General features: G+C 43.5%; 20 protein-coding genes and 4 pseudogenes. 9 read left to right on the top strand and 15 right to left on the bottom strand.

The window, feature by feature from the left end; all coding sequences use genetic code 11:
* Positions 1-353 precede the first annotated feature (353 nt).
* The gene (locus tag L2717_RS13135; RefSeq protein WP_107881435.1) at positions 354-746 is read left to right on the top strand and encodes a cupin domain-containing protein; all 393 of its coding nucleotides are present in this window, start codon (positions 354-356) and stop codon (positions 744-746) included.
* A gap of 170 nt (positions 747-916) precedes the next feature.
* Entirely contained in the window at positions 917-1,255 is a 339-nt protein-coding gene (locus tag L2717_RS13130; RefSeq protein WP_246611776.1) for a type II toxin-antitoxin system YafO family toxin, read from the top strand.
* A gap of 286 nt (positions 1,256-1,541) precedes the next feature.
* Here L2717_RS13130 and L2717_RS13125 read toward each other — a convergent pair.
* The 10 genes and pseudogenes from L2717_RS13125 to L2717_RS13080 form a co-directional block, all read right to left on the bottom strand.
* Positions 1,542-2,036, bottom strand: a pseudogene (locus L2717_RS13125) (transposase); the annotation flags it as partial.
* A gap of 60 nt (positions 2,037-2,096) precedes the next feature.
* Positions 2,097-2,294, bottom strand: a pseudogene (locus tag L2717_RS13120) (IS6 family transposase); the annotation flags it as partial.
* A gap of 134 nt (positions 2,295-2,428) precedes the next feature.
* Positions 2,429-2,785 (bottom strand): hypothetical protein, encoded by a 357-nt coding sequence (locus L2717_RS13115; protein ID WP_107881324.1) that lies wholly within the window; start codon positions 2,783-2,785, stop codon positions 2,429-2,431.
* A gap of 548 nt (positions 2,786-3,333) precedes the next feature.
* Positions 3,334-4,251, bottom strand: coding sequence for an IS5 family transposase (locus L2717_RS13110; protein WP_107881326.1), 918 nt, complete (start codon positions 4,249-4,251; stop codon positions 3,334-3,336).
* A 360-nt stretch (positions 4,252-4,611) separates the two neighbouring features.
* On the bottom strand, positions 4,612-4,938 hold the full coding sequence (locus tag L2717_RS13105; protein ID WP_107881328.1) for a DMT family transporter: 327 nt from the start codon (positions 4,936-4,938) through the stop codon (positions 4,612-4,614).
* Positions 4,939-5,177: 239 nt separating this feature from the next.
* Positions 5,178-6,017, bottom strand: a complete 840-nt coding sequence (gene fghA, locus L2717_RS13100) for an S-formylglutathione hydrolase (RefSeq protein ID WP_107881330.1) — start codon at positions 6,015-6,017, stop codon at positions 5,178-5,180.
* Positions 6,018-6,103: 86 nt separating this feature from the next.
* Positions 6,104-7,234: an S-(hydroxymethyl)glutathione dehydrogenase/class III alcohol dehydrogenase gene (locus L2717_RS13095; protein ID WP_107881332.1), complete on the bottom strand. Its 1,131-nt coding sequence runs from the start codon at positions 7,232-7,234 to the stop codon at positions 6,104-6,106.
* 256 nt (positions 7,235-7,490) lie between these two features.
* On the bottom strand, positions 7,491-8,249 hold the full coding sequence (locus L2717_RS13090) for an IS5-like element ISSod6 family transposase (protein ID WP_220773350.1): 759 nt from the start codon (positions 8,247-8,249) through the stop codon (positions 7,491-7,493).
* A 168-nt stretch (positions 8,250-8,417) separates the two neighbouring features.
* Positions 8,418-8,651: a DksA/TraR family C4-type zinc finger protein gene (locus tag L2717_RS13085; protein WP_281421736.1), complete on the bottom strand. Its 234-nt coding sequence runs from the start codon at positions 8,649-8,651 to the stop codon at positions 8,418-8,420.
* Positions 8,652-8,841: 190 nt separating this feature from the next.
* On the bottom strand, positions 8,842-9,054 hold the full coding sequence (locus L2717_RS13080; RefSeq protein WP_181317829.1) for a hypothetical protein: 213 nt from the start codon (positions 9,052-9,054) through the stop codon (positions 8,842-8,844).
* 514 nt (positions 9,055-9,568) lie between these two features.
* Here L2717_RS13080 and L2717_RS13075 point away from each other — a divergent pair.
* From L2717_RS13075 to L2717_RS13065, 3 genes and pseudogenes are all read left to right on the top strand, one after another.
* A complete protein-coding gene (locus L2717_RS13075) occupies positions 9,569-10,858 on the top strand; it encodes an NAD(P)/FAD-dependent oxidoreductase (protein WP_107881336.1) in 1,290 nt (429 codons plus the stop codon).
* Between the two features lie 78 nt (positions 10,859-10,936).
* A pseudogene (locus L2717_RS13070) lies at positions 10,937-11,209 on the top strand (transposase); the annotation flags it as partial.
* Positions 11,210-11,269: 60 nt separating this feature from the next.
* Positions 11,270-11,440 (top strand): annotated as a pseudogene (locus L2717_RS13065) (transposase); the annotation flags it as partial.
* Positions 11,441-11,506: 66 nt separating this feature from the next.
* On the opposite strand, the gene L2717_RS13060 reads toward L2717_RS13065, so the two are convergent.
* The 4 genes from L2717_RS13060 to L2717_RS13045 form a co-directional block, all read right to left on the bottom strand.
* Positions 11,507-12,163, bottom strand: coding sequence for a Tn3 family transposase (locus L2717_RS13060; RefSeq protein WP_220773351.1), 657 nt, complete (start codon positions 12,161-12,163; stop codon positions 11,507-11,509).
* A protein-coding gene (locus L2717_RS13055; RefSeq protein WP_220773352.1) for an IS3 family transposase occupies positions 12,108-13,291 on the bottom strand; the annotation gives its coding sequence in 2 pieces (ribosomal slippage) (positions 12,108-13,036 and positions 13,036-13,291; 1,185 coding nt in all). The genes L2717_RS13060 and L2717_RS13055 overlap by 56 nt, the downstream gene beginning before the upstream one ends.
* 44 nt (positions 13,292-13,335) lie before the next feature.
* A complete protein-coding gene (locus L2717_RS13050) occupies positions 13,336-14,145 on the bottom strand; it encodes a DUF6035 family protein (RefSeq protein ID WP_246611747.1) in 810 nt (269 codons plus the stop codon).
* A 21-nt stretch (positions 14,146-14,166) separates the two neighbouring features.
* Positions 14,167-14,745: a recombinase family protein gene (locus tag L2717_RS13045; RefSeq protein WP_107881344.1), complete on the bottom strand. Its 579-nt coding sequence runs from the start codon at positions 14,743-14,745 to the stop codon at positions 14,167-14,169.
* 169 nt (positions 14,746-14,914) lie between these two features.
* On the opposite strand from L2717_RS13045, the gene L2717_RS13040 reads away from it, so the two are divergent.
* From L2717_RS13040 to L2717_RS13025, 4 genes are all read left to right on the top strand, one after another.
* A complete protein-coding gene (locus tag L2717_RS13040; RefSeq protein WP_011638898.1) occupies positions 14,915-15,175 on the top strand; it encodes a type II toxin-antitoxin system Phd/YefM family antitoxin in 261 nt (86 codons plus the stop codon).
* Positions 15,175-15,486 (top strand): type II toxin-antitoxin system RelE/ParE family toxin, encoded by a 312-nt coding sequence (locus L2717_RS13035; protein WP_107881346.1) that lies wholly within the window; start codon positions 15,175-15,177, stop codon positions 15,484-15,486. Before L2717_RS13040 ends, L2717_RS13035 begins: the two co-directional genes overlap by 1 nt.
* Before the next feature lie 824 nt (positions 15,487-16,310).
* Positions 16,311-20,012 (top strand): CHASE domain-containing protein, encoded by a 3,702-nt coding sequence (locus L2717_RS13030; RefSeq protein WP_246611748.1) that lies wholly within the window; start codon positions 16,311-16,313, stop codon positions 20,010-20,012.
* 5 nt (positions 20,013-20,017) lie between these two features.
* Positions 20,018-20,947, top strand: a complete 930-nt coding sequence (locus L2717_RS13025) for a diguanylate cyclase (RefSeq protein WP_107881349.1) — start codon at positions 20,018-20,020, stop codon at positions 20,945-20,947.
* A 262-nt stretch (positions 20,948-21,209) separates the two neighbouring features.
* Here L2717_RS13025 and L2717_RS13020 read toward each other — a convergent pair whose 3' ends face one another.
* Complete coding sequence (locus tag L2717_RS13020) at positions 21,210-21,788, bottom strand: recombinase family protein (protein WP_086903633.1); 579 nt, start codon at positions 21,786-21,788, stop codon at positions 21,210-21,212.
* Positions 21,789-21,882: the final 94 nt, after the last annotated feature.

Raw genomic sequence — 21,882 nt, 5'->3', positions numbered from 1 at the left:
GTTAAATAAACAGGAATCGCTTTGTAATATGTAGATAGGATTATCTTCTATACATCGCGTTTAAAAATCAACCACTCACGCCCTCGCCCTGCCGTTCTGGGAGGTACAGGATTTAATAAAAAATTGTTACGACACTTTTTATGTCAGATTTTAGCGGTAGCCATGATCGATATATACATTGATGGAACGAAATTAAATTTATAGGTGCGAAATTAGCATTGAAAGAATTAAAGAAAGCCTTGAATATATAATTGCTACTTTTAATAGCCTGTATGTAAATGCAAAACAAACACAAATAATGCATAAAGCACCCTTATTGGTGGGTTATGTTAAATTAAATGGAAAAACAACATATGACCACATTGACAGATAAGCCTGGGATATCGCTATTTAAAGCAGGCTCATTAAAATTGAATGAACTAAATGAAATTATTAAAATTGAAGGCTTGCGAAGCCAAATGGCTGAAGTTGCTGTTACCAATAATTCAAACGCACTGACAATTGGTCACTTCATCATGCAACCAGGCGTCGAATTTGAATACATCTATGATTCTGTAGAATATAAAGTTGTGACGAAAGGTAAAATTATTATGCGAGACCAGCAAGGTAATAAATATGTTGCCGAAGTAGGCGATGTTATTATTTTCTCACCAGATGTGACGGTTATCTTTGATGCTGAAAGTGATGGCGAAGCCGTTTATACCGCTCACCGTAAAGCTGCAGCAGAGTTTGCTCCACAGGCATAATAATGGATATCGCTAATAGAATCCAAAATGTCAGATTTTAAATTATAATAGTATGGAAACCATGGTTGTCAATTAGGGTAAGAGCGTGAACGTTTTACAATCTAAACTCGTTCGCAAAATAGACGGCAATTGAGTGTTAAATAAACAGGAATCGCTTTGTAGTATATAGAGTGGATTATCTTCTATACATAGCGTTTAAAAATAAACCACTCTCGCCCTGGATTGTCAATGGTTTCTACCTGTTTACCCATAACCGCTCTTATCTTGAATTACAACATCTGCATTTCAAAGCTGCAGGTTTTCCGCTCAAGCTTGTGCAGTTCAAACGGACCAGCGGTTATGTGCTGGTGTATTGCCCTGGTTTCTTCAACAGTCATTGTTACCTACTGATAGCCATCATTAAACATTGGGATAAGAACAAGCCGAATGATGTCGATAATACTGATCGTGATACCGGCTTAATGAACCAACTGGAGAAAATAGCCGAAGGCTTCAGGGAGCAGTTTTAATTATACCGAATTTGCCCAACGCGCCAAAAATGTAAAGTTAACCTACATTAAGGCCTTGTTGCTTGTCCGCTGATACAGCATATCTCGACTCTCTACGAGCTTGTTGGCTCATGGCAGTTTAGTGGCAATTAATGTGAGTCCGCCTAGATGAATGCAAGCCCGTTGTTAGTTAATCTGCCCCCATTGGCAGTTAATGTGAGTCGGCGGCACCGCTTATTATCAATTAATGTGAACCCAGTTTGGCGGATGTAATCGCGCCGAAGGGATTATGTGTGCAAGCCGCTACACCTAAGCTGCCTCGACTTTGTTTAAATAGCTGTCGAACAAGGCGATAAAGCTTCAGTGTTTCAACGCTTATCACGTTTGCAGGGCGTTTATGCCAATCGTAATAGCCTGACTTACTGACACTCATTACTCGACATAACAGTGCTATGGGAAACAGTTGAGATTGCAGTTTGATGAAACGAAATCTTACTTCATTTCTCTCGCAAAGAAGGCGCTTGCCTCGGCGTGCCCCTTGGGTATTTTTAGAATTTCTTTCTCCATGCGTAATTCTCTGTTTTCTCTACGCAATCTCTTTAGCTCATCACACTCAGACTCTTCTAAGGTGATACCTTGTTACAGGGCTTGGTGTTTTTCCTTCCAGCCTGTAAAGCAGGCTCGTGCTAACTCCAAGAGACTTTGCCGCATCGGCAACGCTATAACCTTGTTCTAGCACCATCAAGACAGCTTCATCTTTAAATGCCTGCGGATAACTCTTATGTGATTTCTTCAGACTCATATAGACCTCTTAATTTATTGACCCTACTGTCTCAAAATTAAGTGTCCGATGGGATTAGACCAGAACAGTTTCATCCATTCGCCACGAGCCAGATACTCGACGCTTTGTCTTCCTGAATATGGCTTCGAACTGCGGTGCATATTTGATAACCCAGCGGTTCAAGGTTGAGTGGTCAAAATGAATGTTTCGCTCCGCGAACATTTCCTCAATTTCACGGTAACTAAGTTTATTGGCTAGGTAATATCGTAGCGCTTGCATGATGATATCTGATGGGAAGTGTCATGCCGTGGCATGCTCCAAATTAATGCCTGCACATCATCAACACTTTAGTTTACTTCGTCTGCTTTGCGACAGTCCCCTAAAAAGCACTGACCTTGGTACTAACCAAATCGTTAAATTTTTCCTATGTTAACGACTTTTGATACGTTCATTAACGCATCATAAGAAGAAGGGATTTCACCATCATTTATTGAGGGCTGTCCCTCGTCAACCCCATAAAACTCAATGTGGACACTTGGGTATGGATTATCGCCATTTGCTTCAATGATGGTATTCGTCAACATGTTTTGTACTTCTTCGAGCGATTGGTTTTCAGAATATAGCCAATACTCTTTAGCTTCTTTATCTGGTGAGAACACGCTGACTTCAAAGCCGTATGTATATACACCTTTATATGACACCGGCTCTTTAGATCGTTCAGCACAACCAAATAACACCAAAACACTAACTAACAATAAAAGAGGTTTCATTGTTCACTTCCCGCTTCAAGTAAATCGATTAATTCTTGAGTAATGGTGTCAACTTGATATTGAACGGACACCGAAACAACCTTCTCTGCCAAACCATCAAAATGATGGCGATATAGCGCACTCAACCACTACAGCCAATAACTAACCTGCTACCCAACTCATAGGGCATATATATACTCCAAATTGTGATAATAAATCTTGAAGAACTCTAAGCTTTGTATACACGTCTTGCGCGTTTATTCAGGTTAGATCAGTAAAACGTATAATGATAATTGTTTAATCCACAACAGTTTTTAACCATCATCCTCAATTCACCTTTTATCAAAACGAGAATGCATACTTTGGTTCCCTCGTATCTCCTGAAGCTGTGCAAAAACGATTTTAGTTGATTGAATTTAGCATATTGTTTCTTATTCTTAATAGTACCTCGTGAACTGAACAGGCTTGATTTCTACTATGTGTCACAAAAGCTCAATAATACTGTATAAACACGGCGTTGTTGATTAAATCATTTCATAGAACGTAATCGTTCCAAGGCTTCTGGCTGATTAAGCAACTTGCTGACGAATGGGCATACCCAGTCTAATGACTTTGTTCATCGCCTTCACACCGGCCAATACCTCTGCGACTTGCCCATTGTAATCACGTAAACTCAGCATTGGACTATTCAACTGTTTATATCGGCCCATGGCGGTCTCTGCTAGAGAGCGCTGGTGATAGCCATTATCGATTTTCCATTGTTTCAGCTGACCCGCTTTCAGTGCTTCTACCGCTTCATTGCGTGGATGCCCCTTTTCCCATAACCCCGCATTTGAGCGCGGTGGGATGGTAGCTTTGCAGCCTTTACGTCGCAGTAATTGATAACAACCCTTTGTATCATAAGCCCCATCTGCCGATACCTGCATTATCTTTCGCCGTAAAGGATTGAGTAAGGTCGGCAGTACTTCATTATCGCCTACTGACACAAGACTGACTTCAGCGGCAACGACTTCGTGAGTGCTTGCATCGATGGCTAAGTGCAACTTACGCCATGTGCGGCGTTTTTCGCTGCCATGCTTGCGGGTTTTCCATTCGCCTTCACCAAACACTTTTAGTCCTGTAGCATCGACAACCACATGCGTTATGGGATTGCGACTGGGGTTGCGGTACTGAACATTGACTGTCTTAGCGCGTTTACTGATAGAAGTGTAATCGGGGGATTTAAGTCGCACACTCATCAACGTAAACAAAGCGTTGAGAAAGCCTTCTAGCGCACGCAACGATAAATTAAAGATGCATTTGACCATCAACGCGGTTTCAATCGTCACATCACTATAGCTAAACCCGCGTCCACGCCCGCCATGATGTTCATGGCAGTACCACGCGTTTACTGCAGCTTCATCCACCCTGAAGGTGAGCGAACCACGGTTCACTAACGCTTGGTTGCATTGCTTCCAATTAACAATTTTACGTATTGGTTTGCCCATGTTGCCGTCCTGAAGGTGAGTCAGGAGCTCTGATCATGGCAACACCGATTAGTTCAAGGATTTGTTCAACAACGCCAGGCGGTGGGACCGATGACGTTAAACCCAGATAAAGCTTCAACCGAAGACGTTATAAATACAGCTTAATATTTAAGCAAAGAGTGGCAGCTATCTTGAAAAGCACCGATAGTTAATGTAGGTATGCGTTACGATTTATAAGCCTAGCCATATATTTCTGAACTGAGTTAGCACATTGTCCAGCTGTAAATGTGAGTAACATCTTTTTGATAAATGACATTTTTGATTAAAACGGAACCTATTATCTAAACGGATAATAGGTTTTTTATGAGATGGGTATATGGATTAGTGGCTATGCCCCTGAGATAGGTTGATCATTATCACACCAAGGGCAACCAACAGCATGCCAATCCAAGCTGTCATGTCCAGATGCTGACGATAGAAGAGTGCTGACAGAAGTGTCACTGTAACAATAGCCATTCCAGCCCAGAGCGCATGTACTACGCCGACAGGCATTCCCTTCATCGCCTGGCCCAAGAAAATAAAAGCCGTCAAATGCCCCAAAATCACCATGACAGCAGGGAGTGGTCGCGTGAAACCATCGGTCGCCTTAAGCGCCACATGAGATAAGGCTTCAGCCATGACACCTAGTAATAGAAAGATCCAACTCATAATATAAGCCTTAAATTTAAAATGTTCGACAGAATAAGTCCGCTGCTTTGATAGAAATAATGATTTGTTGCGGCTATTATATTGATATTGACTTAGATGGTAATCGGGTAAAATAACAAATGACTTTTACCCATTTGTAATAAAGATAGGTACCCAAAAATAAAAAGGTCTCGCCACAAATGACAACACCTTTTCAGTCAGATCTTATTAGTTAAAATAAGTTACTGGTTTAAGTTTAATTACTTGCCCAGATGCTCGGCATGAAAACGCAGATGGTTTTCGATAAAGCTGGAGATGAAATAGTAGCTATGATCATAACCTTCTCGATAATTAAGCTCTAGAGGGTAACCCTTAACCTTAGCAGCAGCCTCGAGCACTTCGGGCTTCAACTGCTCAATAAGAAAGTTATCAGCGTCACCTTGGTCTACCAGAGCCGGTACAAATTGGGTCGCCTGGCGCATCAAGATACTGGCATCATATTCCATCCATGTCGCCGAATCTCGGCCTAAATAGGTAGTCAACGCCTTCTTGCCCCAAGGACAATTAATCGGGTTACTGATTGGGCTAAAGGCCGATACTGACTGGTATGTATCAGGGTTACGCAGCGCGACAACTAACGCACCATGCCCGCCCATTGAGTGGCCCGCAATAGAACGTTTATCACTGACAGGGAACATAGATTCAATCAGTTTTGGCAGTTCATCGACGACGTAATCGTACATTCGATAATGGCGATTCCACGGTGCCTGTGTCGCATTGACATAAAAGCCCGCCCCTTTACCAAGATCGTAGCCTTCATCATCGGCGACATTCTCGCCTCTGGGGCTGGTGTCCGGTGCGACGATAGCAATACCAAGCTCTGCAGCCAGTGCTTGTGCCCCCGCTTTCTGCATAAAATTTTCATCGGTACAAGTCAAACCTGAAAGCCAGTACAGAACTGGGACCTTCTTGCCACTTGATGCTTGTGGTGGCAGATAGATAGCGAATCGCATTCCACAATTTAACGTTTGGGAGTGATGACAATACTGTTTATGCCAACCACCAAAACTCTTACTAACACTAATATTTTCAATTGTCACGCTTGAGCCTCCTTAATCGCTCCGACTTAGCCTGTGATAACACTGACTAAGCCAAAGCTGCAGGATGAGTATCTTATCGATGAGTATTACTTATCAAAATGAATAACAGTACGGATACTCTTACCTTGGTGCATAAGATCAAATGCATCATTGACCTGCTCAAGACTCATGGTGTGAGTGATGAAGTCACTCAACTTAAACTCACCTGCCAGGTAACGTTCGACATATTCTGGTAGTTCAGAGCGACCTTTAACACCACCAAATGCACTGCCTTTCCATACACGACCCGTGACTAACTGGAATGGACGAGTCGAAATCTCTTGACCTGCACCTGCAACACCAATAACCACTGACTCACCCCAACCTTTATGGCAGCACTCAAGTGCAGAGCGCATCACATTAACGTTACCGATACACTCAAACGAGTAATCGACGCCGCCGTCGGTCAACTTAACAATCACGTCTTGAATTGGCTTGTCGTAGTCTTTCGGGTTAATAAAATCCGTAGCACCCAGTTTACCGGCTAATTCAAACTTACTTTCGTTAATGTCAATAACTATGATGCGAGACGCCTTAGCCATAGTCGCACCGATAACTGCCGATAGCCCTATACCACCCATACCGAAGATAGCAACCGTAGCACCCTCTTCAACTTTAGCAGTATTCATTACCGCACCCATACCGGTAGTCACACCACAACCCAACAAGCATACTTCTTCAAGTGGCGCATCAGGGTTCACTTTCGCTAGTGAAATCTCAGGTAATACTGTGTATTCAGAGAAGGTCGAGGTTCCCATGTAGTGGTAGATTATCTGGCCATCTTTCGAAAAACGGCTAGTTCCGTCTGGCATCAAACCTTTACCTTGGGTTTCACGGATCTTCTGACAAAGGTTAGTCTTGCCAGACTTACAGAATTTACATTCGCCACACTCAGGCGTGTAGAGTGGAATAACATGGTCACCTACTTGAACACTTGTCACGCCCTCACCAATGGACTCGACGATACCGCCGCCTTCATGGCCAAGGATACAAGGGAAGATACCCTCTGGATCATCGCCAGAAAGAGTAAAGGCATCGGTATGACAAACGCCAGTCGCGATCATCTTGACACGTACTTCACCCTTCTGTGGTGGCATAACATCGACGATTTCGATCGATAGTGGCTCGCCTACAGCCCAGGCGACTGCAGCTTTAGATTTAAGTATTTGTGCTGTCATCTTAATATCCTAAATTGATAATATTTGAATAGCGGTCTTACCGAATAAGCGCCATGGTTAATATACAACTATTATAACTAGCGCTCCGAGATTAATAATCCCTCCATTATGAAAATTACTTTTGCTAGAGGGTAATAATTGATTGTTGCCTTCTTTGCAATAAGTAATGGCATGGCAGACCTAAGCATCTGGTTTTAGATAACAAATAAGCCAAACATTAACTAGGGTCTGTTGATCTTTGCTGTACAAATGTTGTTCAGCAACACATCGGCAGCCACATTAACATAAACGCCAGTGACACCATACTGGCGTAATTTCTTGCTAGCTTGTCATATCTTGTTGATATTGCTCGATAGTGCTTAATTCTTTCAAAAGCATTCTCCACTAAATGTCGATACCGATATAAGCACCAATCGACTCTTTCTTGAGGTGTATTCTTATAGCGGCGCCTTGGAATAACAGATTTACCGCCTTTATTTGCGATAAGTTCACAAAAAGCATCGCTGTCATAACCTTTATCTGCAATGACGGTATCAACCTGCTTCAGGTGCTCAATTAAGCTGGGGGCGTGTGTAATATCGTGTTTTTGGCCTTCTGATAATTCGAAATAAATCGGTAATCCTCCGCTGTCGACGGCTAAGTGAATTTTGGTTGAATTACCGCCTCGACTTTTACCAATACTCTCATTATTTAGCGTCGCTGCACCTGCACTGTGCTGGTGAGCCCGCACTATCGAGCCATCAATAAAGACCCATTCTATATCAGCAAGGTTGGCTAATGCCTTGAATAAATGTGCTAGAACGTCTTTCTTAGACCATAAATGAAACCGTCTAAAGACCGTGCTCCAATGACCGAACTCTTTAGGTAAATCTCGCCAAGGGATACCTGTTCTAAGGCGGTAAAGAATACCTTCGAATGTTTGTCTATGTTCAGGTTTGTCATAAACACGGCCTGTGCTTTTCATTAAATGAAATAGCTTTTCCCAGCGTGCATCGGTTAGCATAAGTCTTGGCATGGCTTGAGGTTATGGTTACTTTTGGCGAAGCAAATTATAACGTCTTGCCATGCTGTCTAAAAATTACTCTCGAAAGATCAACAGACCCTAGGTAAGTATTGAACCTCATGTTCAATGATTTTTAAATTCAGAACTTACCTCAACTGACTATCTTTACTGGCACAGCAATTAACCTTGCTTACCTCTTTTTTGTCTTATATCCGACTTACTTTTGCAGCCAACACAGAGTCGAACACCTGCAACGGCTTTTCTTCGAGCCTCAGGAATTGGACATTTACATTCCTCACAAAAAAGTAGACTTTGACCGACTAGTAATTGACTCCTAGCTTTGGCTACGCCATCTTTAACACTGTTGTCTATTTGATCTTGTGCCGCGCCGTCTTTAGACCAACCACCTGCCATTCAGCCTCCTATTTTTTAAAACTTACTTGTTATGTAAATATATTTATCAATTTGATCTTGCACCGTCATCCAAACGCCATTATTTCGACCCACCACCAGTCATTAGATTCTTCTACCCATTACTAACTAATCAAGCTTAGAGTCGCTTGAAGTCAATCACTCAGAATGTGTCATCGGATTCATTTAGGGCTTACGCCACAAGGTAAGTCTTGAGAAAGTGTTTAAACGTATTTTCCTCATTTAGCTCTAACGCTTGCTGCTTTCGCAATGACTCTCGGGCCAGATTTTGAAAGAGGGTTTTCTCAGATTCGGATAACGCCTGCTGGCTAAGATGCTGCTTATACTGTTTCGCCTGAGTCAACATCTGCTTGGTAAAGCCTTTGTCCGGTGTGATCGACTGCATAATTCTTGCCCTGGCAGTAACCCGGAGCTCAAAGAGATTTAAGCGAGCAATTTTATCTACTCAAATCACAATAACAATCCCCTTAACGGTAATTCACTCTTACCCCCAACAATAATAAACCGCTCATCTGAAGAGTAAATCCATTGCATTTGGGTTAATACTTAACGATCCTTTTCCAAGCTAATATTGTCATGCCTGTATTTCATCATCTACATTATTACACATTAGTAAAAGTAATTTGCCAAACAAAAGGAATACGCTTTTTCTGTATATGAATATAATACACCATCAAAGTGAATGTGATTTACCCCAAGTGCTACTTGGTCTGATGCCGATATCTAATTCTTGATTAGCCAGCTTGCCAAAAAAGAACAATCGAGAGTCGCTTAATTAAAGCAACAATGCTCAGAATTTGGTCTTTTTACATTCGAAACGAAAACAAATAGGCGCAAGCCTGAGAGGTTCTGTGGGGCTAAATGCCCGGGACAATTTAGCTATGTATTTGGAGTTTGTAATGACCAATATTGTTGTGATCGGTGGCGGCGCCGGTGGTATGGAGTTGCTGGGTAAGATCAGCAAAAAACTGGGTAAGCGTGGCAAAGCCAATATTACTCTAGTAGATATCAGCAGCCACCACATCTGGAAACCGCTCTTACATGAACTGGCGGCTGGTAGTCTGGATGAAGGGATAAATGCCGTCGATTATCGCGTTCAAGCCGCTCAAAATAGTTATAACTTTGAGCAGGGTGCCCTGACTGGCATCGACCGTGAAAATCGAAATATCACCCTAGCCGCGATGAAAGATCTGCAAGGCAATGAAATTCTCCCTGCGCGTCATGTTGATTACGACTATCTAGTGATAGGCATAGGGGCGATCACCAATGATTTCGCTATTCCTGGTGTTCGTGAACACTGTGATTTTTTAGACTTGACCGAACAGGCCATGAATATACGTCAGAAAATCCTCAACAGATTCCTGCAGCATGCCAAGAATCCTGAGCATGGTCATTTCGATATTACCATCGTAGGGGCTGGCGCAACAGGCACTGAGATGGCTGCCGAGATGCACCACATTGCCGACACTCTGAGAGGTTATGGATACGAGATCGCAGAAGATCTGTTGAGGGTTAACCTGATTGAAGCTGCCGATCGCGTGATGCCGGGCCTGAAGAAGGAGTGCCTGTACGGGGCCGTAGATAAACAGCTACGCGCTCTGGGCGTGAACATTATGACCAATACTAGTGTTACTCAAGTAACGCCGGAGGGAATGTACACTAAAGAGGGGCTGTTCATTAAATCAGATATGATGATTTGGGCGGCGGGAGTAAAAGGCCCTGACGTTCTGGGCACCCTGGGACTCGAAGTTAACAAGATGAACCAGCTCATGGTTTTCGCCAATTGCCGAACTACTACTGACGAGCGTATTTTTTCCTTCGGTGACTGTGCCGCCTGCCCACAGCCGGATGGCTCTTTCACGCCTGCCCGAGGCCAGACAGCCCGTCAGATGGCACTGCTGGTCGGTGACAACCTGATTCGCATATTAAAGGATAAGGATGCCGAGCTCAAAGAGTATCTTTATAAGGATCTGGGAGGATTTGTTAACATGTCTAAGTTTTACACTGTTGGCAATATGCTTTCATTTATCGGCGGGGGAATAGCCATTAAAGGATGTCTGGCCCGCTTTGTCTATGCTTCCTTATATCGCAGGCATATGCTCGCCCTGCATGGCCCGATAAAGGGCTTGTTACTGATAGGACTCAATGGCATGCAAAGCTGGCTGCGCCCACAACTTAAGTTGTGGTAGGGGAATTTGTTGAACAAATCAGTGAACTAATCGGTGTTGCCATGATCAGATCTCCTGACTCACCTTCAGGACGGCAACATGGGCAAATCAATATACAACCAAGCGTTAGTGAGCCGTGGCTCGCTCACCTTCTGGGTGGATGAAGCTGCAGTAAACGCGTGGTACTGCCATGAACATCATGGCGGGCGTGGACGCGGGTTTAGCTATAGTGATGTGGCGATTGAAACCGCGTTGATGGTCAAATGCATCTTTAATTTATCGTTGCGTGCGCTAGAAGGCTTTCTCAACGCTTTGTTTACGTTGATGAGTGTGCCACTTAAATCCCCCGATTGGCTTTGTTTCCTAAATAGGTTGAACTAAAACCTTAGCCGCAGATCTGATCGGCATCGCCTATCAACTTACCCATCAACCGTGTCAAAACCTCGCTATAAAACAACCAACTGGAAGCAATACAACCAAGCCTTAATCAACCGCGGTTCACTTACCTTCTGGATCGATGAGGATGCAATTGCTAAGTGGAAAGCCAAAGTCGAGCAGCCCAAGAAAGGTCGCCCTCAAGTGTTTAGCGACTTAGCCATTACGGCTAGGCGTAAGGATTCGTGCGTAAATGTGTAAGATCGCCTCCTAACCCTTGCCACATCTGCTCTGTCAGAATTTAATGTCATAGCTAACAGGTGGGGGATGACGCTCTTTTACCTCGGATAAACCAAAGCGATTGATATGATGAGTACGGTACGGACTAAACGTGCTCAGAAGTTCGGGAGTTAAAGCCATCCCCTCTGCTTCCAGCTCTTTTAAGACCTGAGTCAGCGTTTGGCAATTGTGAAAAATCACAAGATTAGCAACTAAATGATTGTATTTTATTACCTTGAGTTGTTCATCACGTACGTTATCCGTGATTTTATCAGCACCAAAGTGAACCCATTGAGTGAACTGATTAAAACCTTCACACTTATTTTGCGCTGCCTGAATAACACGACGTAGTTCATCATCGCCAATATATTCCAGCAAGAACTGCGTTCTTATCACTCGACCCAGTTCGCGGAATGCAAAGTACAGTTTATTTTTCCGACTGGCTGTGCCTAATTTTCGCAGAATAGTTGAAGGTGAAAGCCGCCCGGCTCTGATGGATTGGACAACCTGCAACATATCAGGTAAGTGGCAGGAGATCAGCGCCCAGTCTATGGCCTCTTTACTGAACAGCATTTCAATATTCTGATAGATTTCATCTGGTGTAGCTGTGAAGTGGTCAACTAAATTTGGCCACGGCTTTAGAATCTTCCCAAAATCTTCGCTCTGATTCATTTGGGCTTAATCCTGCATTATAATGATGTGGCCTGACTTGGCTGTAATAGCCAATAATATAATCAGTCACATCTTGTTTAGCTTCAATAAAACTCTTATAGCCTTGCGTTGGCACCCATTCCGTTTTTAAACTCCTGAAAAATCGCTCCATTGGCGCATTATCCCAGCAGTTACCTCGACGGCTCATGCTCTGGGTTATTTGATATTTCCACAGCCGTTGACGGTATTTAAGGCTAGTGTAATGACTGCCTTGGTCTGAGTGAAATATCAGGTTTTTAGGCTTACTCCGTGATTCAAATGCCATTTCCAGTGCTTTCACCGTTAACTCAGTATCTGGTGAAAATGACATTGCCCAACCCACCGCTTTTCTGGAAAATAAGTCCAGTACAACCGCTAAATAGCACCAGCGATTACCCGCCCAAATGTAAGTGACATCGCCACACCAGACGGTGTTTGGTTCAACCACTGCAAATTGTCGTTCGAGTATATTGGGGATAGCGACGTGCTCCTGCCCAGCCTTCTTGTAGTGATGTTTCGGTTGTTGGCAACTGACTAATCCTAGCTTTTTCATTAGCCTAGTGGCTCGATAACGACTTAGTGTAAAACCCCGTTCAGAAGCGATAGTGGCAATGTTTCTCGCACCCGCGGACTGGTTACTTTGTGCATGTATCGCTTTGATTTCACATTCTAAACGTCGCTGCTCTGACGTCACAATATGCTCGTGACTCACCCAATAACGGTAACTACTACGGTTCACGTTAAATGCATGGCATAACACTGAAATAGGATATTTATTGCTCTGATTGAGTTTCTCGATTATCGAGAATTGTTCAGCGAGTCCGACATCAATAGAGCAGTAGCCTTTTTTAAGATTTCTTTCTCGAGATTTATGCGCTCAATTTCACGTTTAAGTGCCCTAATCTCAATCTGCTCAGGCGTCATGGGTGAGGCTTTAGGAGTAAGCCCTTTGCGTTCAACCTGAAGTTGCGTTACCCACTTACTGACCGTTGATTTACCTACGTTCATGGCTTTGGCAGCCGCTTCTTGTGTATAGCCTTGGTCAATGACTAATTGGGCAGTTTCGAGTTTAATCGCTGCGCTATATCGAGCACGTTTACTTTTATTCATTTTGTCACCTAAATTTGCTATGAATGAGATCATAACATTTCTTATTAGGTGGCCAAATTCAGTGTGCCACTACAAACACTATATTGGCACCAATCATAATAAATCTTTTTACCAGCTAAGCTGGGTTCCCACACTTTCGTTAATATCGTAAGCTGCTTTTTTTCGAGTGATTGGGAAGCTAAGAATTTATTGAAAATGAACCAGTTCCCTCGGTTACAAAAGGCAATATCCTTCTGGACTTGTTTTACCGCAATTCTTTCTTTATCAAAAAAATCAAGGATCTGATCTTCATTCTCGGCACTTAGCCAAATCAATGGCCATTCTTTTTCCTGATAGAAATGTTGTCGGTCAAGGATGACTTTTGGGGATTCACTACGAAGTTGGATTTCAAACGCAACATCTGTACCGAAATAACGAGCATGGAGATCGGGTTTTGCACGTTTGAGTTTGTCTAGGCTAAAAACAAACTGTGTATCGACATCCACCACTTCCCAATTGGGGAGGTTAATAAGTGTCTTAGCGAGTAGCTCTTTCATTTGCCAATGTTTATCTCCCTCACTTACTCCAGCGTAAATTTCCGCACGAGATTTACTATCAGACTTCCAATCGCAATCGATCCCTTCTGGATGACTAAAGTAATATTGATGCCCGTGCCGGCTATCGTCATCTCGTTTTGCATGAAGATACACCAGTTGTTTACAGTTTTGGCAGACGAAACGATGGTGTTTTATGTTGGCTTGACGTATTTCTTGTAGTTCATGCTGCTCATAGATCCAACTTAATGATGCAACCCAAATGGGCTCATTACGCTCGGTATCAATAACAATAGGAATTTGGCGCTTTGAATTTTCCATAATCTCGCAGCTCTTTAATATCTATCGAGTAGGGGAAACAATTGATTGCTTAACTGAATTTATAGCCCGATAAATAGAAGCTTCTCCAAGGTGATACTCCTTGGCAAGCTGACCAATAGTGGCCCCCTCAGCTCTTTTATCATAAATAGCTTGTTTTAAGGTGTCTGTAAGTTTTACAGGCCTACCAAATTTAACTCCATTTTCATGTGCTTTTGCGATACCTTCAGCTTGTCTCTCTGTCCGCAAGTCATTTTCAAACTCAGCAATAGCTGCCAACATATTGAACATGAGTCGCCCTGTCGAAGTGCTCGTATCGATGTTCTGATCGATAACGAGCAAATCAATACCTTCACTTTGAAAACGCGAAGCAATCTGGGCTAAGTGGACGACTGAGCGAGCAAGACGATCGAGTCGGGTGACCACTAGGGTATCCCCTTCACGTAAATAACTCATGCAAGATTGAAATTCAGACCGTTCAGCCGTCCTCCCACTGCGTTTTTCTTGATATATCTTATTGCACTCAGCTCGATGTAACTTGCCCAGTTGCACTTCTAAGCTTTGACCCGTGGAACTCACTCGAGCATAACCAACTTTGGACATAAATTACCATATCTCTTTAAAGGTTTTGATAATGCACTTATGATAGTAGTTTTGATAGGCAATAACCAGAGCTATCAAATAGTATACATTTTGATAAGGTGCATTTTTGACTTTTATCGTCCAACTGGTGTAAATTGAGCGAATCGAACGATTCGTTTAAAGGTGATAAATGAACACTCTTTCAGCCAATGAAGCAAAAATTCACTTTGGAGATTTGTTGCTCAAAGCTCAGCAAGCTCCAATCCAAATTAATAAAAATGGCAAGCCTGTGGCCGTTGTTATTTCAGCTGATGCATACCAAAGTATCGAGACACTAAAATTACATTTGCTTCAATCCAAAGCGGTGAAAGCCATGACTGACATCAAAATGGGCAATTTGGTTGATGGTAATACCTTTTTTGATGAGCTGGCCGCAGGGCAGTATGACTAATGCCGGTAACTTATCATTTAACGCCCGATGCACAATCTGATCTGATAGGTATTCACCGCTTTACGTTAGCCCAATGGGGAACGACTCAGTCGAAGACATATTTATCAGGACTTAGACAAACGATTCTGCTGCTGGCTGAAACACCCAGCCTTGGGAAAAATAGACCCGAGGTACGCATGAATGTGTTTAGCTTCCCTTATTCAAGTCATGTCATCTATTACATCCAACATGAGCATCAATTCGTTGTATTTGGGATCTTACATAAAAGTATGGTTCCACTTGCACATCTCGCGGAGCGGGAAATTATTTGATGTAGTGAAATAGGGGGTTCACCATGAAAAATGACGTTCGGCGGCTATCTAGGGGTCCGCTTGGAAAACGGAAAATATCCTACGTTAAGGCCGTTTCTTAAGCAGACATGACAGGCAGCTCTGAGCGAAAAGCAGAAATTTCTCTCCGCATCATAGTACTCATGCGAAAGTATGCTTTGCTTGATAGAGCGGACATTAACGCCTGAAGTTGGACGGACTTTTAACCGCAAAATGGCATGTGTCTCAACCACAGTGTCCAGCATCCATTCGTCGAGTTGATTGTCACTCGGATCGTGCTTCTCAGTAAGGCAAGCTAACTTTTTACTACAACAATCATCTTCAAAGCGATCTGCTTCTATTGATTTCCGTAGATCACGCAATTAAGTTGGATTGACAATGTTAGGGGGCGCTAATTTGTCCTTGCTCTGTAGATTAAATATGACTATTCATATCGACATAAGCTCAATGCAACTTGAAAGTTTTGCTTTTTGAGCTTAGATTGATATTTTTAATAAGTTTCTAATTTACTGGTTGGCTCAACTTGTTTTAAAAACACGGCGCGCTGGTGCGACTGTTTCATAATGAGCGAGTCCTACAGGCAAATCAGTTGCTGGATTGTTTCTGAATTTGATTTTGGTTTTCCATCTAAATTATCGGCCCTACCCTTTTTATATCAATCGGAGCCTCCTGAGCATTAAATGAAGTCACTTATCTCTGTTCCCAAATTTTCATTACGCAGTTGGTTAATGTCATTATGGCTACCGTTAGGGTTATTATGGCTACCGTTAGGGTTATTAGTTATTGGCTACTTTGTGGCAACATCCATGGTAGATCAGCAACAACAAACCCAAGCAAAGCGAATTAGTGATGCGGTTACTGTCAGGTTAAATCTAATTGCAGAAGGGGTTCAGGAAAAGGTCACGCTGTATCAATATGGTTTGCGCGGCACCCGTGGTGCAGTAATGTCGGTATCCCCTGAGCATTTTGATTACAACGATATGCAGGTCTATACGCAAGTGCGAGACTATAAAAGGGAGTTTCCAGGGGCTCATGGTTTTGGTTTAATCATCAAAGTTGAACCAAACCAAACTGCGGCATTTCTAGACCGGATGGCTGCCGAGCGACCAAGCTACAACTTCCAAATCAGGCAGCTTACGCCACACCAAGATAGCCTTTTTGTGATCACCTATATTGAACCTGAGCAAAACAACCGAGAGGCCGTGGGGGTTGATATTGGTTCCGAAGCAATGCGCCGCAAGGCAGCATTAGATGCGGCGTTCAATAACGATGTGAGGTTAACAGCGCCCATTACCTTAGTACAAGCAAATGAGCGAGCTCAACAGGGTTTTTTAATGTTAATGCCGGTATATAAAACAACAACCGTGCCACAAGATAGTCGGCAACGGCTTGAACATTTATTTGGCTGGAGTTACGCCCCAATCCTGATTAACTACGTCCTTAATTCAGTTGCTGGTCTGGAAAACGATGTCTTTCTGCAAATCAGTGACATTACCGAACAAACGCCAATCGAGTTCTTCAGCCAAGAAGTGAAAGACACTTACGACGCTGCTCTACAACATAAATTAAATCTCTCTGTATTTGGCCGCCAATGGCAGCTGTCGCTTACGCCAACCAATCGCTTTATTAATGAACTGCAACTGCGCTCTGGCACCAGCTTATTTTTTGAAGTAATGGCAGTCAGTACCATCCTGGCCTTTGGCGTGTATCTACTGCAACTTATGTTAATGCGCAGAAGTCAGTTAATCCGTCATAAGCAGGAGCTGGCAAGTATTGCAGAGCAAACTTTACTAAAAGCGAATGCTGAGCTTGAACAGCAGGTCGCACTGCGAACGGCGGAGATTTCACGTGTTAATATCTTGCAGCGCAGTATTCTTAGCAGCGCGGGCTACGCAATTATCGCTACCGATGAAGAAGGCATTATTACGGCCTTTAATCCAGCAGCAGAAAAACTCTTAGGCTATCGCGCAGAGGAGGTCCTTTTCCAACAAACCCCGTCTATTTTTCATCTGCCCGCAGAAGTGGAGCACCATGCCGCTAAGCTGACCACTGAGCTCGGTAGCAACATCGCGGTCGGTTTTGAAACCCTTGTAGCGAAAGCGCGTCTGGGGCAAACGGATAATGTGCGCTGGACCTACCTGACAAAAACCGGTGAACAGGTGCAAGTAAAACTAAATCGCAGTGCACTAAAAGATGAGCAAGGTCAGCTAGCAGGCTTTCTTGGTATCGCGTTTGATTTAACTAAACAACTTAAATACGAAGCGGAACTGGCACAAGCAAAAGAACAAGCTGAGTCTGCTAATAAAGCAAAATCTGAGTTTTTGGCAAATATGAGCCACGAGATCCGCACGCCGATGAATGGAGTTCTGGGATTATTACAATTGGTAGCCAACAGCACGCTGGATCAACGCCAGGCCGACTATATAGAAAAAGCCTATAGTGCAGCTAAGTCTTTGCTTACCTTGTTAAATGATATTCTGGATTTCTCAAAAGTTGAAGCCGGTAAGTTGGAGCTAGACCCGCATCCATTTAGTTTGACGGATTTGCTGCAGGATATCGGCCTTGTTTTTTCATCTAGTGCAGAGCAAAAAGGATTGGAAGTGCTATACGATGTCACAGCGGATGTGCCTGAGCATTTGTTAGGTGATAGTTTCCGTATTAAACAAGTCCTGATAAATCTGGTCGGCAATGCCATAAAATTTACTGATAAGGGTGAAATACTCATCTCAATTAGGTCTCAATCACTGCCAGAGGGCGAGATTAACTTGTCTTTCAGTATTAAAGATACTGGGATCGGTATCACGCTGGAGCAACAGAACGCTCTTTTTTCCGGTTTTCAACAAGCAGATTCTTCAATAAGTCGTCGCTATGGCGGGACAGGTTTAGGTTTAGCCATCAGTAAGCGCTTGGTGAATTTGATGGGTGGTGAAATCGGCGTAGAGAGTGAATTTGGTTGTGGAAGTACCTTTAGCTTTAACGTCGTCGTACGCAATGCGGAGAAGAGGGCGATCCAAAACTCTCAAACGTTTACTCGTAGTAATGAAAAGTTGAGCGTGTTGATTGTCGATGACAACGACAGTGCGCGAATAATTTTACAAGGTATTGCGGTCTCGTTGGGATGGCAGGCAAAGATTGCGTCCGATGCGCAAGAGGCGTCACTATTAGTCAAGCAAGCCCACCGCGATAGTACTCGCTATGATGTCGTTTTCGTAGACTGGCGTATGCCGGGTAAAGATGGCCTAACCTTCGCTCGCGAGCTACGGGAATTGCATAGTAGCGTGGTTTCACTGATTGTAATGATTACCGCTCATGGAAAAGAACTGCTCGATGAGCAAAATAACGATTATGAGCGCTATCTGGATGGATTTTTAATTAAACCTGTTACAAAAAATATGATGTTACAGGCAGTAAAGAGTGTTGTTTTTGGCGATCTCGACCTGTCGCTCCCGACCTCCCCCCTCCCGCACGAGCTGCCATTGCAGGGAATATCCTTACTGCTGGTAGAAGATAATTTGACGAACCAGCTGGTTGCCAGTGAGTTACTGCAGCAACTAGGGGCGACCATCAAAATTGCTAGCAGCGGTGAGGAAGCGTTAGAGATGCTGGAAAGTACGGCAGAGCACTTTGATATGGTACTGATGGACATACAAATGCCGGGAATGGATGGCTATCAAACCACTCGTGAGATTAGAAAGCTACCTAGACATCAGTTGCTGCCGATTATTGCTATTACAGCGCACGCCATGTCTGATGATATAGCCGCTTGCCTGGCAGCAGGTATGCAAGACCACATCGCAAAACCTTTTGATCTTAACGAGTTGACGACCAAAATTCTCAGCCATCATAAAGCAGAAAAAGCACCTCACGTCAAACAAGTTAATAAATCAAACCTGAATTTTGATCAGGCAGCGTTAGCGTTCTGCCAGCAGCATCATATTGAACTCGAAGCTGCTGTTCAGCGCCTTGGTTATTCCCTGACGATTTATGTCAATGTATTAAAGCAATTTGAGCAGGACCTTAGGCAAGCATTACAACAACTAGAGGATAAAACACTTACCCGTCGTAATGCACGATTGTTGTTTCATAGTTTAAAAGGTGCTGCAGGCACACTTGGCTTTAGCAATCTGGCAAAGCTTACTGCCCGCTTGGAAGATGAGCTGCGTGAGCACAGTGATGACGGTTATCAGGTAGATAACAACGTTCTGGATATACTGAAGTTAACTCTTAACACCGCTACAGACTTGGTGAAATTATTACAAGTGGAACAGCAAATAGCTACCGCACAAGCCCCTGTTAGCCGGACGGAACAGGCAGCTCAGTTAATGACGCTAAAGCAACATCTCAATCTTGCCAACATGGCAGCGTTGCCACTTTATCAGCAATTGGCACCGTCACTGCAGGCTCAAACACCTGAACTAAATAAAGAGCTTGAAGAGGCTCTAGTCAACTTGACTTTTGAGCAAGCAGTCGTGATAGTTGATAAAATGTTAAGTCAATTCAAAGAGTAGTTTATATGTCAGTTGACACTATACCAAATGTAGCTATCAGCCAATTCCCTGCAACCATTTTAGTTGTCGATGATCAACCTATTAATATTCAGATTGTCTTTCAGGTTTTAGGCAACGAGTACAATATTCTGATGGCCACAAGCGGCAAACAGGCAATAAAAGTTTGCCACGACAGTCGGCCTGATCTCATTTTGTTAGATGTAGTAATGCCTGAGCAGGATGGATTAGAAACATGCAGGCAATTAAAAGCCGATAAACAACTGGCAGATATCCCGGTCATATTCGTCACAGGCTTGCAGCATGAAACGGATGAAGATGCCTGCTGGGATGCAGGTGGCGTCGATTTTATTCAAAAGCCATTTAATACAAATACATTACGTAACCGGGTAAAGGCTCACTTAGCCCTGAAAAGACAAGCTGACTTACTGCGTTCTCTCGCTTATCTGGATGGGTTAACCGGTATTTATAACCGCCGCTATTTTGATAACGTTTTATCAATCCAACTTGCCCAACATAGACGTAAACTGAGTCCTCTTGCAGTATTGATGATTGATATCGACTACTTTAAGAAATATAACGATACGTTTGGCCACTTAGCAGGAGATGATGCTTTACGTAAAGTGGCCAGTGCCCTAAAGCATAACGGGCGACAGGCTGACACGGTCGCCCGCTATGGAGGTGAAGAATTTGTAGTGTTGCTAGCCGATACCGATATAAATGGCGCAGTAACCGTGGCAAAAAAGATGCTGCATCATGTATTGGAATTAGATATCGCACACCCCCAAACTCCCGCCACCAAACTGAGCATCAGTGTTGGCATTGCCGTCGCCGATGAAGCGAAAGGCTACGATAGTAATATTATAGAACTGGCAGACCAGCAGCTGTATTTAAGTAAACAACGTGGTCGTAATACCTATTCGGTTGTACTAGCGTGAGGTCTGGCAAACCTATTACCAAAAAATTACTATCTATGAGTGATTAATTTTAAACTCTGTTGTTACCATGATTTTTACAGCATAATATTGAAACCGGCCAAGATAATTTACACAGAATACTGGGACCATAACCCGCTGCGCTGCTCATCGCCCTTACACTAACGTTCTGCTAACGACTAATAGCGGACTTTAATACCTGCACATTGTAATATCCGCTTCTGGCACTGAGCAGACTGTCAACGCTGGAATCTTGGGTCTGGGATTATTGCTTACCTGCCTTTACCCGAAGAATTGTTTGCCGGGTGGTATTAAACTCCCGGGCAATGGCGCTGATACTGACCCCGGTGTTAATGCGTTCAATCACAGAAAGTTGCTGTTCTTCATTCAGTGTGGAAGGACGGCCAAACCGCTTTCCTGCCGCTTTTGCCCTCGCAATACCTGAATGTGTGCGCTCAAGCAACAGATCCCGCTCAAATTCCGCCACCGCTGAAATAACCTGCATAGTCATTCTCCCGGCAGCACTTGTCAGATCAACACCTCCGAGCGCAAGGCAGTGAACTCGAATATCTGACGCAGCCAGTTGCTCAACTGTTTTTCTTATATCCATGGCATTACGCCCAAGACGGTCCAGCTTGGTGACAATCAGCACGTCGCCATTTTCCATGCGATCAAGCAGTCGGGTGAAGCCTGGTCGTTCACCGGCGGCAACCGAACCGCTGATATGTTCTTCAATCAGTCGCTGGGGCCGGACGGTAAAACCGGCAGCCTCGATTTCTCTGCTCTGATTTTCGGTGGTCTGATCCAGGGTAGAGACCCGGCAGTAAGCAAAAACACGTGACATAGTGATATTTTATGTACGAAATGGATGTACGAATCATAACGCATGTACGAAATGAATTTCACTTACTTTCGGACAGATTTGCAGAGTAGTGTAC

The sequence above is a fragment of the Shewanella glacialipiscicola genome (genome assembly GCF_023283485.1).
Classification (GTDB): Bacteria; Pseudomonadota; Gammaproteobacteria; order Enterobacterales; family Shewanellaceae; genus Shewanella; species Shewanella glacialipiscicola.
The sequence above is the reverse complement of the archived record's forward strand: the minus strand, read 5'-3'. Positions and strand labels throughout refer to the sequence as shown.

Coding starts and splice junctions, on each gene's coding strand:
- L2717_RS13040 (WP_011638898.1), top strand. CDS start 14,915: ATGAACACTCTTTCAGCCAATGAAGCAAAAATTCACTTTGGAGATTTG.
- L2717_RS13025 (WP_107881349.1), top strand. CDS start 20,018: ATGTCAGTTGACACTATACCAAATGTAGCTATCAGCCAATTCCCTGCA.
- L2717_RS13030 (WP_246611748.1), top strand. CDS start 16,311: ATGGTAGATCAGCAACAACAAACCCAAGCAAAGCGAATTAGTGATGCG.
- L2717_RS13105 (WP_107881328.1), bottom strand. CDS start 4,938: ATGAGTTGGATCTTTCTATTACTAGGTGTCATGGCTGAAGCCTTATCT.
- L2717_RS13060 (WP_220773351.1), bottom strand. CDS start 12,163: ATGAATCAGAGCGAAGATTTTGGGAAGATTCTAAAGCCGTGGCCAAAT.
- L2717_RS13135 (WP_107881435.1), top strand. CDS start 354: ATGACCACATTGACAGATAAGCCTGGGATATCGCTATTTAAAGCAGGC.
- L2717_RS13090 (WP_220773350.1), bottom strand. CDS start 8,249: ATGCCAAGACTTATGCTAACCGATGCACGCTGGGAAAAGCTATTTCAT.
- L2717_RS13085 (WP_281421736.1), bottom strand. CDS start 8,651: ATGGCAGGTGGTTGGTCTAAAGACGGCGCGGCACAAGATCAAATAGAC.
- L2717_RS13020 (WP_086903633.1), bottom strand. CDS start 21,788: ATGTCACGTGTTTTTGCTTACTGCCGGGTCTCTACCCTGGATCAGACC.
- L2717_RS13115 (WP_107881324.1), bottom strand. CDS start 2,785: ATGAAACCTCTTTTATTGTTAGTTAGTGTTTTGGTGTTATTTGGTTGT.
- L2717_RS13045 (WP_107881344.1), bottom strand. CDS start 14,745: ATGTCCAAAGTTGGTTATGCTCGAGTGAGTTCCACGGGTCAAAGCTTA.
- L2717_RS13075 (WP_107881336.1), top strand. CDS start 9,569: ATGACCAATATTGTTGTGATCGGTGGCGGCGCCGGTGGTATGGAGTTG.
- L2717_RS13110 (WP_107881326.1), bottom strand. CDS start 4,251: ATGGGCAAACCAATACGTAAAATTGTTAATTGGAAGCAATGCAACCAA.
- L2717_RS13095 (WP_107881332.1), bottom strand. CDS start 7,234: ATGACAGCACAAATACTTAAATCTAAAGCTGCAGTCGCCTGGGCTGTA.
- L2717_RS13050 (WP_246611747.1), bottom strand. CDS start 14,145: ATGGAAAATTCAAAGCGCCAAATTCCTATTGTTATTGATACCGAGCGT.
- L2717_RS13080 (WP_181317829.1), bottom strand. CDS start 9,054: ATGCAGTCGATCACACCGGACAAAGGCTTTACCAAGCAGATGTTGACT.
- L2717_RS13035 (WP_107881346.1), top strand. CDS start 15,175: ATGCCGGTAACTTATCATTTAACGCCCGATGCACAATCTGATCTGATA.